Source organism: Acinetobacter sp. BIGb0196 (assembly GCF_011759595.1).
GTDB lineage: Bacteria > Pseudomonadota > Gammaproteobacteria > Pseudomonadales > Moraxellaceae > Acinetobacter > Acinetobacter guillouiae.
The window spans coordinates 2,557,868-2,574,351 of sequence record NZ_JAAOZA010000001.1 but is presented as its reverse complement, the minus strand read 5'-3'; the positions used below and the strand labels follow the sequence as shown (position 1 = coordinate 2,574,351).

Below are 16,484 nucleotides of genomic sequence, written 5' to 3'. Positions count from 1 at the left end.
TTTTTTTGTTGCTGATTTTTATCTCGTGTTGATCTATTTCAGGATCAGACAAAGTGATAGATTTAAAAAAAGGTTGAGCATTTAAAACACTCAACCTTTTTTAGTATTAGACTCTATTGATCTTGAACATCAGTCAAGTGATCCAATTTCTTTTGGAAATATTCACCTTGCAAGAATCTGACATCTACATTCCAAGCATTTGCAAAAGAGTTCATATCATTTAGATTTTTCAGTAGCAATTCAATTGGCTTGATTGCATGATATTTTTCAAGGGTATGCTGGAATTGCGTCATAGTCGCATCACTATTAAGCTGCTTTGTAAACTTCTCATCCAGCGTTACTAAGCTCACATCCAATTGTTTTAAGATGGCTTCACTTGAAATGCTCGAACCAAAACGTCGAATTGAAATTTCGGCACCATGATCACGTAAAACGCCAATTTGCTTTTGAGTTTCTAAGATATTTTTTGCAATATCTTCTTCATCAAATTGTAAAATCAGTGGATGAGATTGGCGGCTTCCAACAATGGTCAATAGTTTAGAAATAAGCTCAGGGAACTGTTTATCATGGAACAGCACATGACGATTTAAATTGACGATTAATTTTGCTTCTGGATATTGAGTGATAAAGTTATGTAATTGCTTACATGCTTCGACTAAAATCCAGCGATCTAATTTAATTGAAAGCTCAATATCATCATCTAAATCAATTAAATTACTTACTTTTTTCCACTGATTTTCAAAAATAAAACCGCTACTGACTTCATAGGTATTTAAATTGCTATCTTGTTTGTCATAAAGCTGCTGATATTTTAGCTGAATCTCACCTTTTTCAAGTGATTGGGCAATTTGACCAAGAATCGCGGAGGTTTTAAAGATATGTGGCGCTGGTGTTTCTTGAATTTGAACTTGTTTCTCTACAGCTGTATTTTCAACTTGAGGTTTCGGGGCGAATTCAATGGAGTTACTTTGTATTTGCAGCGGTTCTGCTTGATCTAATTTGGGTTCAAGCAATGACAATTCAATTTTAGTGTCTTGTAAAGTCGCCGTTAATTGTTGGTCAGATACAGAGTCTTTTTTTGCCAGACGATGATTATAAGCTTGTTCTAAAACGTCGTTAAAACTTGCTTCTGTAAAGCTGTTTTGCTGTATGTTTGAATAGCCAATCTTAATATTCAGTGGGTAGGTATGACCATCAATTTCTAATAATTGAGGTTTTTCTAAAGCATGCAGCCCATGAATACGCGATTCTAAAATGGTATCAGACTCAGCTTGTAAGATCACTGCGTACAACAACATATCAATTTGATATACCGTGGTATTGGTTTGTTCTTGAATAAAGTTTTTAAAGCCATCTAAGTATTGAACGGCTGTTTTCCAAGGAGAAGTTAAAATATTCTCAGGACAAGCGGCAAAGCTAAACAGTACCAATGCATTCGATTTGGCAGGTTGGTTAATTAAAGCGTACTGAATTTTTTGCAAACTACTTGCAACAGCACTGATGTTTTTCTTATTCGATTCGGAGGATTGTGTTTGCGGTTTTTGACTTGCAGAATTGATTTCAATGGTGATTTGGATACAGTCTTCTTCATCTGAAGGCAAAAATTCAATTTTTAATGGATTTTCTGATTTAGCATTGCTATTCAGTGTATCAATTTCAAAACGTGCTAAATCAAAATTACCTTGAGAAATTTTTTTAAAACGTTGTTTAAAATCATTGATATTCTTCGGTTTTAAAATATCTAATACAGGCAATCCGATAATTTCTGCTTCATCTTTTAGACCAAACAATTTTAAATATTCAGCATTGGCTTGGGTATGGATACCTTCCTGAATTAAGGCAATCGCTTTATGTTGTTCTTCAACCAAGGCTTGGGCTTGATTCTTTGCACTTTCAAGATCGTTTAAAAGGTGCTTTTTCGCTTGTAAGGTACGGCTATATGACAACGCACGGATTAAGCTAATATAAAAACGATCGGTATATTCTAAATTAACAACATCATAGATGCCTTTTTGAATATAGGACTGATATTGGTTGGTTTGATAATCTTCAGGTTCTAAGAACAAAACAGGCAGATCAATATCAGCAGAGGCTTGAATCAAGGTAATGGCTTGCTCAATCTTGATGTCATAAGCACGACCAAAAATAATCAAGTCCCATGAGGTATTGAGTTGTTTTTCAAAACTTTTTAAATCATCCAATAAAAGCGCTTGTACTTGATGATTCTTACTTTGAAAAAGATCAATAATTTGATTATAACGAATCTGGTTATCATCAATAATGAGTAATCTAGTTTCAGAGAGTTTTAATTTTTTCGATAATAATAAATTTCTCACTTTAAAGCTTCCCATACATCTTGATTATTCAAATTGGCAGATTGGTGTTGAATGAACTGATCAATGCGGTCATTTTCTTCATCATTGATCAATTCAAATTCGTACTGAATAAAGCTCTGGGTAATTAACAATGTTTTTGTTAAATACACCTTAATTTCTTCAGTGTCTAAACGTAGATAAATTGCTTGTTGTTCTTTGAAGAACGGTAAATTTGGCAAAATAATAGAAACATTGGATTCATTTAAATTTTGCACTTGAACCATAAGGCAAGGGTGGTAGTTAATCGTCGAACGATCAGCTGGAACTTTTACTGCACATGGGTAGATGTCTTGAGCTAAAACCTCTAAACCCACTTCATAGGTTTTTTTAACAGATTGTTTGATCCAACGAATGATCGCACCTTTCCATTTGTCATTGAGGCTTTCATTGACCAAGATAAATTCACCCGTGCGTAAATTTCGTGGGGTTTCATCTGACCAGCGAATACGATAACCGTTTACACTAATATCCAGTACTTGGGTTTGATAGATCTGTTTTGCTTCACGGTCTAAAGTTTTGATTTGTCCTAAGTTCGATGCTGTGCTTGAACCTGTTGAAATTGATGAATGAATATTGGACTCAGACTGAAATGCATAATTATTATTTAAATTAAGTGTTTCATAGAAATTTTTAGCTTTGGATAAATAGAAGTGTGCGGTTTGTAAGCTAAAACAAATTTGAAGTTGTGCAGAGTATTCATAACGCTCATGTTGACGTTCAGTTGTTGTACCCAAGACATTTTGCACATGAAATTTTAAGGCAGCAGATAAATAGATTTGTTCATTTTTAGACAGATATTCGTCTTTATGAATCGTTGAATTAATATGTTCGAGCAGATTCTGTGTAGAAATATACAAAGAAGTACGGAAATTCGCATGTTGTTTGCGATTATAAATTGGTGGAACGTCTTTAGAGCCATCAATCACATAACGCGATAAGCTGGTTTCTCTTGGTAAAATTTGGATCAGTTTGACCCAATCAAAAGTACATTGATAAAGTGCTTGTGTTTCTGAAGGGCGAATCTGGTGCGTATTAAAAATATCCAAAAGCAGCACTTGCGCATAGGCTTGCTGGATATTTTGAATGGTAAAGTGTGTGCCTTGTAATTGGTTGATATTGATATTAAATTCTTGGTTTTTAACCGCAAGCTCATAAAGATGATGTGTAGTGAGCCATTGATGGGTCAATGGACCACTGTAGAGCATTTGCTGTTGAACCAACAATAAACCAAGTTGTTCTAAAGCATAAAAGGTTGCAAGTGTACGGGCTGTTTGTAAATTTCGTTTTTGTTTGAAATTAAAAAATGAGAATTTATTTGAAACCAGTGTCTGATGACTTCTTCGCACAATATTGATATAGACGTTGGCAAAATAGGTACGAATTCTAGAGGATAAATCAATAATATGTTCAATACGCGCATTTTGAGAAAGACCTTGATTTAAGATGTTTTTTTCAAGGCTTGATAAAATGCTTTCGGTAATTGGGTGTAAAACTTGAATTAAATCAAAGCGCAGCATTTCGCTACAATCGAGTTCGCTGATTTCACAAATGGCTTTTAAGACCGACTCTGAGGTATCGCCAAGTTGCATAATAGATAGTGTGGCCACCCATGCATTGACAGATGCCACCGAATTTTCTGCAAAACTTAGACTTTCTCGTTGTAGAACCGTGATATTTTGAAAAATTTCTGAAATTTCTTTATTTATCATGAGCATTTCAACTCTTAAAAGGTTGTGACTCCAAACAGCGGTGTTTTATTATTTTCTCCCGCGACTTCTCGAACCAATTTAGGAACTAGATAACCCGGTAAACTGGCCAATACATCCTTATAAATCTGATCAATTTTTTCCGCCCCTAAATCGAAATGATGCGCACCTTTTACTTTATCTAAAACATGAAGATAATACGGTAAAATTTGTGCTTCAAAAAGTCGTTGACTCAAATTAACGAGAGTTTGTGCAGAATCATTCACACCTTTAAGTAAAACCGCTTGATTCAACACAAGAATATTTTGTTTTGCTAAATGAGATAACTTTGCACAGGTCAAATTATCTAATTCTGCAGGATGGTTCGAGTGTACCACTAGAATTACACGTAGCCTACTGTTTTTCAATAAAGAAACCAGCTCTTCATCGATTCTTTCTGGAATTACAATTGGAACGCGTGAATGAATTCTCAAGATCTTAATCTGACTGAGAGATTCTAGACGTTCTATCCAAGTGGCTAATTTTCGGTTAGATAAAGTTAATGGATCGCCACCACTTAAAATCACTTCATTGATTTCAGGATGAGCTTCTAAATAGCCTTTAATGTTCAACCAATCTTCATTTTTAGGTAAATTTTCTTGGTATGGAAAATGACGACGGAAGCAATAACGGCAATGCACGGCACATGCACCAGTGAGGGTCAGTAAAAAACGTGATTTATATTTATGTAAGACCCCAGCAATTTGATTGGCTTGTTCTTCATCAAGTGGATCTGTGACAAAGCCTTCGTGTTCTTCCATTTCCAGATGATGTGGTAAAACTTGCAGTAAAAGCGGATCTAGGGGATTGCCAACTTCCATCTTTCTGACAAATGCACGGGGCACACGTAGTTTAAATTGTCCAGACGCAAGGATTGCACCAGACAATAACTGTGCTTTAGAAAGTTCGAGTATTTCTAACAGTTCTAATGGATCAGTAATTAAATCACTGAGTTGAGATTGCCAATTTTGCTCTTGATATAAGTAATTTAACATGCCACGTGCAATAAATAGTTGAAGATAGGGGAAAGCGGGTGGTATTGCTTGTTCAGATTGAATCTGTCAGGTTCAATCTGAAATGTTTCACTGGAAAAATGCTTTCAGTACAGCTGATTTGTATTGAACAGCTGTGAATCACCAATGAATCGAAGATTTTACCCTCAATCTGACCGAACATGGGTAATTTTTCATTGCTTCACGATGTATTGCTCATTTAGAATACGAAAAATGTAAAATACATTCTTTGCTGTTTGGAATGATCACTGTCACAAATCGGGTGATTTGCTGATAGCATCGCAGTAGAGATTTAAATTAGTAAGTTCGGAGTGTGCCTTTCATGGCCTATTATTCTACAAATGATTTCAAAGCTGGCCTAAAGGTTATGCTTGATGGTAACCCATGTTCAATCATGGAAAACGAATATGTAAAACCAGGTAAAGGTCAAGCGTTTAACCGTGTAAAACTACGTAACCTAAGATCTGGCAAAGTATTAGAAAAAACTTTTAAATCAGGTGAATCTTTAGAAGCAGCTGATATTGTAGAAGTAGAAATGGATTATCTCTACAACGATGGCGAATTATGGAACTTCATGGATCCAGTATCTTTCGAACAAATTGCTGCTGATAAAGTTGCAATGGGCGATGCTGCAAAATGGTTAAAAGACGATTCAAACGAAAAATGCACAATTATGCTATTTAATGGTATTCCATTAAACGTTAGTGCGCCAAACTTCGTTGTATTGAAAATCGTTGAAACTGATCCAGGTGTACGTGGTGATACTTCAGGTGGTGGTGGTAAACCAGCTAAACTTGAAACGGGTGCAGTTGTACGTGTTCCATTATTTGTACAGCAAGAAGAAAGCGTTCGTGTAGACACCCGTACTGGTGATTACTTAGAGCGTGCTTAATCATTTTATTGAAAAATGATGACGCTGAGGGATGATGAAAATCATCCCTTTTTTATTGTGCATAAATTGAGTTGGTATACGGCTTTTTTAAAAGTACAAGCCTTTATAAAAATAGCGAGCATCGGCTAAATTTTCGACTAAAGTCGTAGATCGACAGCCTATAATTAATAGTAGAGTCAGAGAGTCGGATAATTACATTGATGATAAAAATAACAAAGTCGCGATTTAAGTCACTGTGATGTCATGCTAATAGTACATATTCAGACCAGTTTTAATGCCAAAGTCTTAGATGAAAACAAAAAAATGAGGAGTAGAGTCACCAAGGAATGAGTCACGGAAATGCATTACGCTTTATAAAAACAATGGAACTGCTTTTTGTAATCAAGATGTGAGGTTTTAATGGAAAATATTCAAACAAAATCATCACCCTTATCAAAATTGATCTGGGTGATTGTCGCCATAATTGGTGCAGTATCTTTTGGAATACTTGCAGTCAGCAAGGGTGAGCATGTCAATGCGGTTTGGCTAGTGCTTGCAGCGATATGTGTTTATAGCATCGCATATCGTTTTTATAGTTTATTTATTGCGACCAAAGTTTTTGAACTGAATTCTCGGCGATTAACACCAGCACATCGTTTAGCAGATGGCTTGGATTATGTCCCGACCAATAAATATGTACTTTTTGGTCACCATTTTGCTGCTATTGCAGGAGCGGGGCCATTGGTTGGGCCTATTCTTGCTGCCCAAATGGGTTATTTACCAGGAACAATTTGGCTTCTAGTCGGGGTTGTTCTTGCTGGTGCAGTTCAGGATTTCTTGGTTTTATTTATCTCTACACGACGAGATGGGCGCTCACTTGGTGAAATGGCAAAGCAAGAGCTGGGTTCATTTGCTGGTGTGGTGGTGATGCTTGGTGCATTAGGTGTGATGATTATCATCCTTGCTGTATTGGCACTGGTGGTGGTGAAAGCACTGGCACATAGTCCATGGGGTGTGTTTAGTATTGCAGCGACGATACCGATTGCCTTATTTATGGGCATCTATATGCGTTATATCCGTCCGGGCAAGATTGCAGAAGTTTCTATCATTGGTTTTGTGTTGATGATGGCTGCCATTGTTTATGGTGGAAATGTTGCTGCTGATCCTTATTGGGGACCATTTTTCACATTAACTGGAACACAACTCACTTGGGCACTCATCATTTATGGATTCGTGGCTTCAGTTCTCCCAGTTTGGCTGTTGTTAGCACCACGTGATTATTTATCAACATTCTTGAAAATTGGTGTAATTGCGGGTTTAGCAGTGGGTATTATTGTTGCAATGCCAATGTTAAAAATGCCGGCTGTTACGCATTTTGTTGATGGTACTGGTCCTGTATTTGCTGGATCTATGTTCCCATTCTTATTTATTACCATTGCTTGTGGTGCGATTTCTGGTTTCCATGCCTTAGTTTCGTCTGGAACTACACCTAAACTGATTGATAACGAAGTCAATATTCGTGTCATTGGTTATGGTGGTATGTTGATGGAATCATTTGTTGCAATCATGGCAATGATTTGTGCAACAGTGCTTGAACCGGGTGTTTATTTTGCGATTAATGCGCCAGCAGCAGTATTGGGTACTACAGTAGAGAGCGCAGCAGAAGCAGTACGTACACTTGGTTTTGTGGTTACACCTGAGACATTGAGCTTGCTGGCAAAAGAAGTGGGTGAAAGTACGATTCTTTCGCGTACTGGTGGTGCGCCAACATTTGCAATTGGTATGGCTCATATCATCACGGATATTTTTAATAATCGTTCAATGATGGCGTTCTGGTATCATTTTGCGATCTTATTTGAAGCGCTGTTTATCTTAACTGCTGTCGATGCAGGAACACGCGCATGCCGTTTTATGGTACAGGATACGGTGGGTATCGTTGTTCCAGCACTTAAAAACTCACACAACTTTGTGGGGAATATGATCGGTACAGCGGTTGCTGTCGCTGGATGGGGTTTCTTTGTTTATCAAGGTGTAGTCGACCCACTTGGTGGTATTAACAGCTTATGGCCTTTGTTTGGTATCGGTAACCAAATGCTTGCGGCAATGGCTTTGATCTTAGGTACAGTGATTTTATTTAAAATGAAGAAAGAGAAATATGTATGGGTCACCATTATCCCAACAATTTTCTTATTCATTACCTGTATGACTGCGGGTTGGCAAAAAATCTTCCATACCAATCCTAAGATTGGATTCTTGGCTCAAGCGGATAAATTCTCAACAGCAATTGCCAATGGTGAAATTTTAAAACCAGCCAAAACACTTGAAGAAATGCAAACCATTGTATTGTCCAATCAAATCAATGCTGCACTGTGTGCATTCTTTATGATTGTTGCGATTGTGATGTTGTTTGCTGCTATTGGCGCAATTCGTCGTGCATTGGCAAGTCCTACCCCAACAGTAAATGAAGCTCCAGCGGTATATGCAGATCCTGAAGAAGTGTCTGTTTCTAAATCACACTAAGTTGATATTGCAGATAGAGTGAGAGGTGAGTGATGAAGCTTAAATTTGCTCAAGGTGGTAAAACGGTGATTTATAAAATCATCAAGATGACCATCATGTCGCAAAAGGAGCTAATTTTTAATCCTAAAAATTGGTCTAGAATTGCAACATTATGGACACGCTTACAACAAAGTTTCCGTTTGATGGTGGGTGTTCCAGATTATCAAAATTATCTGGAACATATGAAAAAGCATCATCCCGATATGGATGCAATGGATGAAAAGACTTTTCATCGCTATTGTGTAGATGCCCGCTATCCAACGGCTGGTGGAACAATGAAGAAGTGTCCGTGTTGATGGAAGGTATAAGTTGATTTAAAGCTTAAATAGAAACGGCACTTGGGTGCCGTTTTTTATTGAATATGAGCGAAGTGATTTATCGGTTTAACGCAATAACAGCACACTTCATGATGAGACTTGTCGTATAACTGACAGTTGGCAAAGTCTAACTCCGCTAGAATCATGCAATAGATATAAATGAAAGGAGACTGCTATGAAAATCTGTATTTATGGTGCGGGTAGTATTGGATGTTATATTGGCGGTCGATTAGCAGCGGTAGGTGCTGATGTGAGCTTTATTACACGTCCTCGCGTATATGAAGAATTGAGGAGGTCTGGTTTAAAACTGACAGATTATACTGGTAAAACGATAAAAATCGCGGCAAATGATTTACAGCTCAGTGTTGATCCTAAAATAGTCACAAATGCCGATATAATTTTTGTATGTGTAAAATCGGCTGCGACTGAGCAAGTTGCCAAAGAACTTTATGACAACTTGGGCGCACACAGACCCTATATTGTTAGTTTTCAAAACGGATTGAGTAATGTTCCGATTTTAAAGCGGATTTTAAAACATCATAGGATTTTAGAAGGCATGGTGCCTTTTAATGTTGCAGTTCAAGCAGTTGGGCATTTTCATCAAGGGACATCTGGTGCGTTGCATGTGAAAGCGTATACACAGCAACAGGATTTAGCCAAGCTTTTTAAACAAGCTGAATTAGAAATTGTTTTTGATCAGGATATGCTTGCGGTGCAATGGGCAAAAATTTTGCTGAATTTAAATAATTCGATTAATGCTTTGTCAAAGTTACCGTTAAAACAACAATTGTCTAATCATCAATATCGACAATGCCTTGCTATGGCGCAACAAGAAACTTTACATCTCTTAGATTTAGCACAAATCCAGCCAGCAAAACTCACAGCAATTTCGGCACATCTATTGCCTAAAATAATCAGTTTGCCAAATTTCATTTTTAAAATATTAAGCCGTAAAATGTTGGCAATCGATCCCTTGGCGCGTTCATCTATGCAAGATGATTTGATGGCAGGGCGAACCACAGAAGTGGACTGGATCAATGGCGAAGTTGTTCAGCTCGCCCAACAGTTAGGTAAACAAGCACCTATCAATAAAACCTTAATCGAATTGATTAAGCAGGCTGAAATTTCAGGAAGTGAATTTTCAATTGGTGCAGATGATTTAAAAACAAAGTTAGAACATGCCGCAAAATTAAAAGTGTAAATTTTGGCTGATAGGGGAAGCTATAAATGTTGAAGTGTATTCAGCAAATGAAAATAAGGATTTATCGCAGTCAAGATTGAGTATTCCTTAAAACCGTGTATGTTAAGGAAGTTACAATAATTTTATTGGGGAAATAAAAGGTGATTTGGGGAACAACACAAGTAAAAGCATCAGAACAACATGGTACTGTATCAAATTTAGACCTCGCTCAGTTTTACCCAAAAATTGATGACTTTTTAAGTCAAATCAACCAAATTATTTTAGATAAAAGTCATCAGACTAAACTGGCACTCTGTAGTCTATTGGCTGGTGGACATTTACTTTTTGAAGACTTCCCCGGACTTGGAAAAACCACCTTAGCCAGCAGCTTGTCACGTTTAGCAGGTCTCGATTTTCAACGGATTCAGTTTACCAATGATATGCTGGCAAGTGATGTGATTGGGATCAATATGTTTAATCAAAAAGAACATCAATTTGAGTTTAAACATGGTCCAATCTTTACCCAAATTCTGCTTGCAGATGAAATTAACCGCTGTAGCCCTAAAACCCAAAGTGCTTTGCTTGAAGCAATGGAGGAGGGCAATGTCACTATAGATGGTACACGTTACCCTTTACCACAACCATTTTGGGTGATTGCAACACAGAACCCACTTTTTCAAAGTGGAACCTATAGTTTGCCAGAGTCACAACTTGATCGTTTTTTGATGCGACTGTCTTTAGGCTATCCATCACGCGCAGCAGAAAAATTATTATTACAACAAAACTCGCGACATGATTTGATCGAAAAGTTGCAAGCGATTTTCCAACATCAGGAAATTTTGCAATTACAATGTGTGGTAAATCAAATTACATTGAGTGATGTTGTTTTTGAATATATGCTTGATCTAGCAGAAGAAACACGTAAAGGTCGTCATGGCTTATCTCCACGTGGATTACTGGCGTTAAAAAAATCAGCACAAGCCTATGCCTTGATTGAAAAAAGACAATTTGTAATTGCAGATGATGTACAAGCAGTGTTTGTTGCTGTGGTGTCGCATCGTATAGGATTAGGTGAATCTGAGACACGAGCACTTATGCAAAAAGTTCCTGTTAAGGGCTAATTGGAAACGCTTATGTTAGGTCAACGATTTGTTAAATGGCTGCATCTTCGGTTTCGCTATACAGGAATCCGTACACTGAAACAAAACCAAGTGTTGGTGTTTATGTACCAACAAGGTTTTTTGTATCTGGTCCTTATTCTGATTACTTTTATCGCTGGGATTAATTATGCCAACAATTTAATCCTTGGTTTTTGTTTTTTAATCAGTGCGATTTTATGTATTAGTTTCTATCTCAGTTTTAAACAATTACATGCGATTACATTAGATGTGGTTGTCGATGAGGTGGGTAAGGTCAATGAAGCTTTTAAAGTGAGAGTTAACCTACAACAAGACCGTGCTACGCCTAAGTTTTTAAACTTTAAAATTGATGAACAATTACAATCTTTTCTATTTGAAGAAAAACAACAAAGTTTTGAATTGAATTTTATCCCACAACAACGAGGTGAATTTTCAGTTCCCCCAATTCAAATTTACTCCACATATCCGCTTGGTTTAGTGCGGGCATGGACCTATATCTATTTAACTGAAAGTTACTGGATTGCCCCTGAAGCGAAGTCTTTAACGCATCAATCACAGAATTATTCCAATACGGGTGAACCTGATTTAGATGAATTTAAAGAGTTAAGGACTTTTAAATCAGGTGATTCATTGCAAAGCATTTCTTGGAAACAAGCCGCGCGTGGACAAGGATTATTTGTAAAGCAATTCGATGATTTGGTCGATACCCATGCGATGCAAATTGAATATAGCAAAATGCCAAGCGCAGACCATGAAGAGAAGCTGAGTTTTATGATGGAGTTGGTCGATCGTTGTCATCAGACTGAAACGCCGTACAGCATCATTTTACCGCATGCACAAACTGAAAACGGGATTGGAGAACAGCACTATATTCATATCAAAACCTTATTGGCGCAAGCATGAGGATGAACAATGAATAAATCGATACAAATTTCAATTTTAGTTGTGCTGATTTTGATTTGGCTGGCACAGCTGGCTTATATGCCTGTGGCATTGTCTATTTTATTCCTCATTAATATAGTGGCTTTGGCGCTGTATTATGACAAAACCAATAAACATCAAGTCTATAATCTGCCTCGATTATTTACACAAACCCCAAAATTAGTTTTTGCACTTTTAGCCTTACTCATCATTTACTTTGATTCACGCACATTTTTAGGCGTAGAAGCAGGTACAGCGGTTCTCTCCACATTTTTATTTGCGAAAGCACTGGAAACCAAATCAAAGCGTGACTTTATTATTCTGTTTAACTTTGCTTTGTTCGTTAGTGCCAGTTTGTTTTTACACAGCCAAGCCTTTTGGATGGCACTGTTAGTTTTATGTTGTTTAGTCAGTTGTTTGGTTGGACTGTATCGTGTACAAATTGCCAATTTTGAAATAGAGCAACCGATTTTTCAGTCTCTTAAAAGTGATTCATTGCATATCCTTAAATTTATTGCTTTGGCGTTGCCATTCTTTGTTTTACTGTTTATGTTTTTCCCGCGTTTGCCACCACTTTGGCAAATCCCCATTCCCAATAATAAAGCGGTAACGGGATTAAGTGATCGTATGTCACCGGGTGATATTGCTGAGCTTTCACAGTCAAGTGCATTGGCATTTCGAGTTATTGGCAATATGAAGCAATTGCCAAATCGTAATGAGCTGTATTGGCGAGCGATGGTGCTTGATCGTTATGATGGTACAACGTGGACAAGTGAGTTTGCCAATAAACAGGTAAAAGCTTATTCCAAGATCGCGGGGCAGATTGATGGATTTCATTATCAATATCTTGCCAGTGATCCAAGTCAGCAATGGATTACCGGTTTGGAAAAGTCGATTCCAATAGAACAACGTTTTGAGTTACACCAAGACTGGTCGATTACACCAAAACGGCTGGTACAGCGTACCCAGCCAATTGAATTGCAGTGGGTGGGGAGTCAGGTTAGAGATATTCAGGATTCACATTTTGAACAGATGATGCTGAAAAATAATCTCAGTTATCCGAAAAAAAGTGATCTACAAGCCCAGAAGTTTGCTTTAAATCTGTATCAGCAGAGCCAGTCCAATCCTGAAGCTTATATTCAGAATGTATTGAACTGGTACAAGAAAGAAAATTTTGTTTATACACTTGCCCCAGGAAGGTTGGGGAATCACCGCGTTGATGAGTTCCTATTTCAATCACGGCAGGGGTTTTGTGAACATTATGCCTCAAGCTTTGTCTTGCTGATGCGTTATGTTGGAATTCCAGCGCGTGTAGTCACAGGCTACCAAGGCGGTGAGTTGTCTCCTGATGGTCAAAGTTGGGAAGTACGCCAGTTAGATGCACATGCTTGGGCTGAGGTTTACCAACATGGGCAATGGCAACGTATTGATCCAACAGCCATCATTGCGCCGATGCGCATTGATCGTGGTATGCAAAATGTGATGAATGACGATCGTTCGATTTTTGGTGATGCGGGCTATTCAAATTTACGTTTTCAGCATTCATCGCTGCTTAGAACGCTGCGTGTTTGGAGTGACTATGCTAGTTTTCAATGGCAGAGTAAGGTTGTTGGTTACGATGCAGAGAAGCAAAGTGGCTGGATGAAGAAGCTTGGCTTAACATCGGCTTATAGTTATGGTTTAGTTTTAATTTTTGGAATTCTTGGATTACTGTTGATCTATTGGGGTGTGACGCAATTTTGGCGCATTCGTCAAATGTCAGCGCTTGAGCGAATCATTGCTCAATTTAATCATCAATTATCTGAGGTTGATCAAAAAGCAGATTCAGAAACCTTTCAACAATGGATGCAGCGTTTAGCCTTGCGGACTGGACAAAAACATCTGTTTGAGCAAGTGAATCAGATTTTTCAAAAAATTGTCTATTTAGGTAATGAAAATCAACAGGATATTCAAAATATCAAGAAATTGCTTAAAGAGTGTGCGAATGCATTAAAAGTAAAGAAATAAGGCTTGTCATCTTATTAAAAAATGAATAATATTCTCAGCACTTCAGGTGTATAGCTCAGTTGGTTAGAGCGCTACGTTGACATCGTAGAGGTCTCCAGTTCGAGTCTGGATATACCTACCAAGATTTTTATTGATATTAATCAATGAATTATGGGTGAAATTGTAATGATTTCACCCTGTTTTTTATGTCAAATAGGTCAGCTTTGAGTAATCAAAATACTCAAAATTTGCATTAAAAACTGCTTTATATTTCGCTTGCGGGCGCCATTTTTGACTTGCGTATGCATCTCACTATGAATTGGCGCCTGAATTACGGCCCCAAATATTGAGAGTTATTAATATGCAAAAATCTGTCAAACGTGGCAATGCTTGGCGTATTCAAGTCAAGTACAAACATCTCCGTGATGCAGCAACTTGTGATACTTCTGAAGAATGCACCCAATGGGCTCATAAGCGTCTAATGGAATTGCAACTTGAGTATGAAAAACAACTCAAGAATCTAGAAAAACCTCAAATAACATTAAAACAACTTTTTGAGCTTTACTATGAAAAAGTTGGTCAATTCACTAAGTCCAAGACATATATCAAAAACCATATCAAATGGGTTGATCGTTATTATGGCGATTTAACCCATTTTTCAATCCACGATCTTACACCTAAATTAATAACAGAAAATTGTGAAAGGCGCCTGAAGTTTGTTAAGCCAGGTACTTTGCACAAAGTAATGAGTTTAGGGTCGTCAGTCTTTACCTTTGTTGTTTGTGAAGTGTTCCTGATTCAATCAAATCCATTAACTTGGTTAAGAAGCCTACTAAGCCACAATCAAGACAGAATCGTATTAATCAAGCTCAGTTGATAGAGTCCTATGAATAGCCTCCAAAATTCTAGACACATATAATCATCTTTTGGACTGCCACCACTTTCCTGGACAAATATCGTCTATTCTTTTTGCATAGGAGAGAACATTATGAGTAGGCAACGATATACTCCAGAATTTAAAGATGAAGCTGTTAAATTGATTACTGAATGTGGATATTCTGTCACAGATGTCGCAGAACGTTTAGGGATATCGCAGTACAGCATTTATAAATTGGCTAAAGGCGGTACAGCCTTTACGTAACAACCCTGATGAATATGAACTGCTCGAGGCAAAGAAGAAATCCTTCGCCTTAAAAGTCAGCTTAAACAAACTGAAGAGGAACGGGATATCTTAAAAAAGGCCGCAAGGTACTTTGCATGCCTGCCCGAGTAAAGTATCAGTTTATCATTGAATACAGTCATCGATTTAAGATTAAAACGATGTGTCGGGTTCTTACGATTACTCGTGCTGGCTATTAAGCGTGGTTGTATGAACCCGAACCAGGCAGAACTATTGAAGATAAGCGGTTATTACAGCTTATCCTTTCTTCATATGATGCTAGTTATGGCATCTACGGTTATAGTTGCATCACTCTAGACCTTAAAGAGTTAGATGAAACCTGTGGACGTAATCGTGTGCTGAAGAACAATGGTATTACCGCTGTTCGAGGATATAAGAAGCGTAAAAGCTATGGTCACGGTCGTCCTCAGTTTGTTTCACCAAACCATTTAAATCGAGAGTTTGTTGTAAACACACCTGATAGCTTATGGATGACTGATATAACTTACATTCGCACATGGCAAGGCTGGTTATATCTGGCTGTGGTTCTTGATTTATTTTCGAGAAAAGTCATCGGTTGGTCAATGAAACCTACGCTTGCCCAGGATATCGTGTTGGATGCACTTTTAATGGCAGTGTGGCGACGCAGATCCAATGAACCTGTGATCATACACTCAGACTAAGGCTCACAATACAGTAGCGGAGGCTGGCAGAAATTATGTCAAAAGCATAATTTGGTTCCAAGTATTAGTCGTCGTGGAAATTGTTGGGACAACGCTGTTGTAGAATCCTTTTTTAGCAGCTTAAAGAAGGAAAGAATTAAAAAAAGGATTTATAAAATATGAGAAATGGCATGTGCAGACGTGTTTGATTACATTGAGATGTTTTACAATCGAATCAGGCGTCATTCGCATCTCGATGGGATGAGTCCAGAAGCATTTGAGGAGGTGTTGCTTTGAATTCCAGCTTGTCTAAATTGATTCGGTTGGTGTAGAATAAAAAACTTGTTTAAAGGTATGGGTGAATTTATGAGTATTAAAGAACTGCTCGAAGCGGCGAATAATACGCCAGTTACGTCTGAAGAAATTAATGCTCTTCGTCTTAGCCTAGAGGAGCAAAGTGATGAGCAAACTCTAATGCCTTCATCTACATCTCAGCAGTTCCTAGCAAGAACATATAGCCTTTAATTTAGAACGAAATTCACCTAGCAGCCAATGGC

The 16,484-nt window shown here is 37.7% G+C and carries 12 protein-coding genes, 1 tRNA gene and 1 pseudogene; 11 read left to right on the top strand and 3 right to left on the bottom strand.

The genetic code is table 11. From position 1 onward, the window contains the following. Positions 1-113: 113 nt before the first annotated feature. The 3 genes from FHR28_RS11825 to epmB are packed head-to-tail and all read right to left on the bottom strand — an operon-like array spanning position 114 to position 5,115. Entirely contained in the window at positions 114-2,351 is a 2,238-nt protein-coding gene (locus FHR28_RS11825) for an EAL domain-containing protein (protein ID WP_166782650.1), read from the bottom strand. After that, positions 2,333-4,084 carry a hypothetical protein gene (locus FHR28_RS11820; protein ID WP_034612070.1) on the bottom strand — a complete coding sequence of 584 codons (1,752 nt, stop codon included), beginning with the start codon at positions 4,082-4,084 and terminating at the stop codon, positions 2,333-2,335. The genes FHR28_RS11825 and FHR28_RS11820 overlap by 19 nt, the downstream gene beginning before the upstream one ends. Positions 4,085-4,098: 14 nt before the next feature. Continuing rightward, complete coding sequence (epmB, locus tag FHR28_RS11815; RefSeq protein ID WP_004721248.1) at positions 4,099-5,115, bottom strand: EF-P beta-lysylation protein EpmB; 1,017 nt, start codon at positions 5,113-5,115, stop codon at positions 4,099-4,101. Positions 5,116-5,455: 340 nt separating this feature from the next. On the opposite strand from epmB, the gene efp reads away from it, so the two are divergent. From efp to FHR28_RS11755, 11 genes and pseudogenes are all read left to right on the top strand, one after another. Further along, entirely contained in the window at positions 5,456-6,025 is a 570-nt protein-coding gene (efp, locus tag FHR28_RS11810) for an elongation factor P (RefSeq protein WP_004721246.1), read from the top strand. A 399-nt stretch (positions 6,026-6,424) separates the two neighbouring features. Next, positions 6,425-8,524 (top strand): carbon starvation CstA family protein, encoded by a 2,100-nt coding sequence (locus FHR28_RS11805; RefSeq protein ID WP_216076333.1) that lies wholly within the window; start codon positions 6,425-6,427, stop codon positions 8,522-8,524. A gap of 32 nt (positions 8,525-8,556) precedes the next feature. Next, entirely contained in the window at positions 8,557-8,859 is a 303-nt protein-coding gene (locus tag FHR28_RS11800; RefSeq protein ID WP_004721243.1) for a YbdD/YjiX family protein, read from the top strand. A gap of 196 nt (positions 8,860-9,055) precedes the next feature. Continuing rightward, positions 9,056-10,081, top strand: coding sequence for a 2-dehydropantoate 2-reductase (locus FHR28_RS11795; protein ID WP_166782649.1), 1,026 nt, complete (start codon positions 9,056-9,058; stop codon positions 10,079-10,081). Between the two features lie 140 nt (positions 10,082-10,221). Continuing rightward, positions 10,222-11,181, top strand: a complete 960-nt coding sequence (locus FHR28_RS11790) for an AAA family ATPase (protein WP_166782648.1) — start codon at positions 10,222-10,224, stop codon at positions 11,179-11,181. Between the two features lie 12 nt (positions 11,182-11,193). Beyond that, on the top strand, positions 11,194-12,102 hold the full coding sequence (locus tag FHR28_RS11785; protein WP_166782647.1) for a DUF58 domain-containing protein: 909 nt from the start codon (positions 11,194-11,196) through the stop codon (positions 12,100-12,102). A 9-nt stretch (positions 12,103-12,111) separates the two neighbouring features. Then, positions 12,112-14,127 (top strand): transglutaminaseTgpA domain-containing protein, encoded by a 2,016-nt coding sequence (locus FHR28_RS11780; RefSeq protein WP_166782646.1) that lies wholly within the window; start codon positions 12,112-12,114, stop codon positions 14,125-14,127. Positions 14,128-14,171: 44 nt separating this feature from the next. Further along, positions 14,172-14,248, top strand: a tRNA-Val gene (locus FHR28_RS11775). A gap of 219 nt (positions 14,249-14,467) precedes the next feature. Further along, positions 14,468-14,983 (top strand): hypothetical protein, encoded by a 516-nt coding sequence (locus tag FHR28_RS11770; RefSeq protein ID WP_228722060.1) that lies wholly within the window; start codon positions 14,468-14,470, stop codon positions 14,981-14,983. A 111-nt stretch (positions 14,984-15,094) separates the two neighbouring features. Continuing rightward, a pseudogene (locus FHR28_RS11760) lies at positions 15,095-16,224 on the top strand (IS3 family transposase). Positions 16,225-16,293: 69 nt separating this feature from the next. After that, positions 16,294-16,452, top strand: a complete 159-nt coding sequence (locus tag FHR28_RS11755; RefSeq protein WP_166782644.1) for a hypothetical protein — start codon at positions 16,294-16,296, stop codon at positions 16,450-16,452. Positions 16,453-16,484: the final 32 nt, after the last annotated feature.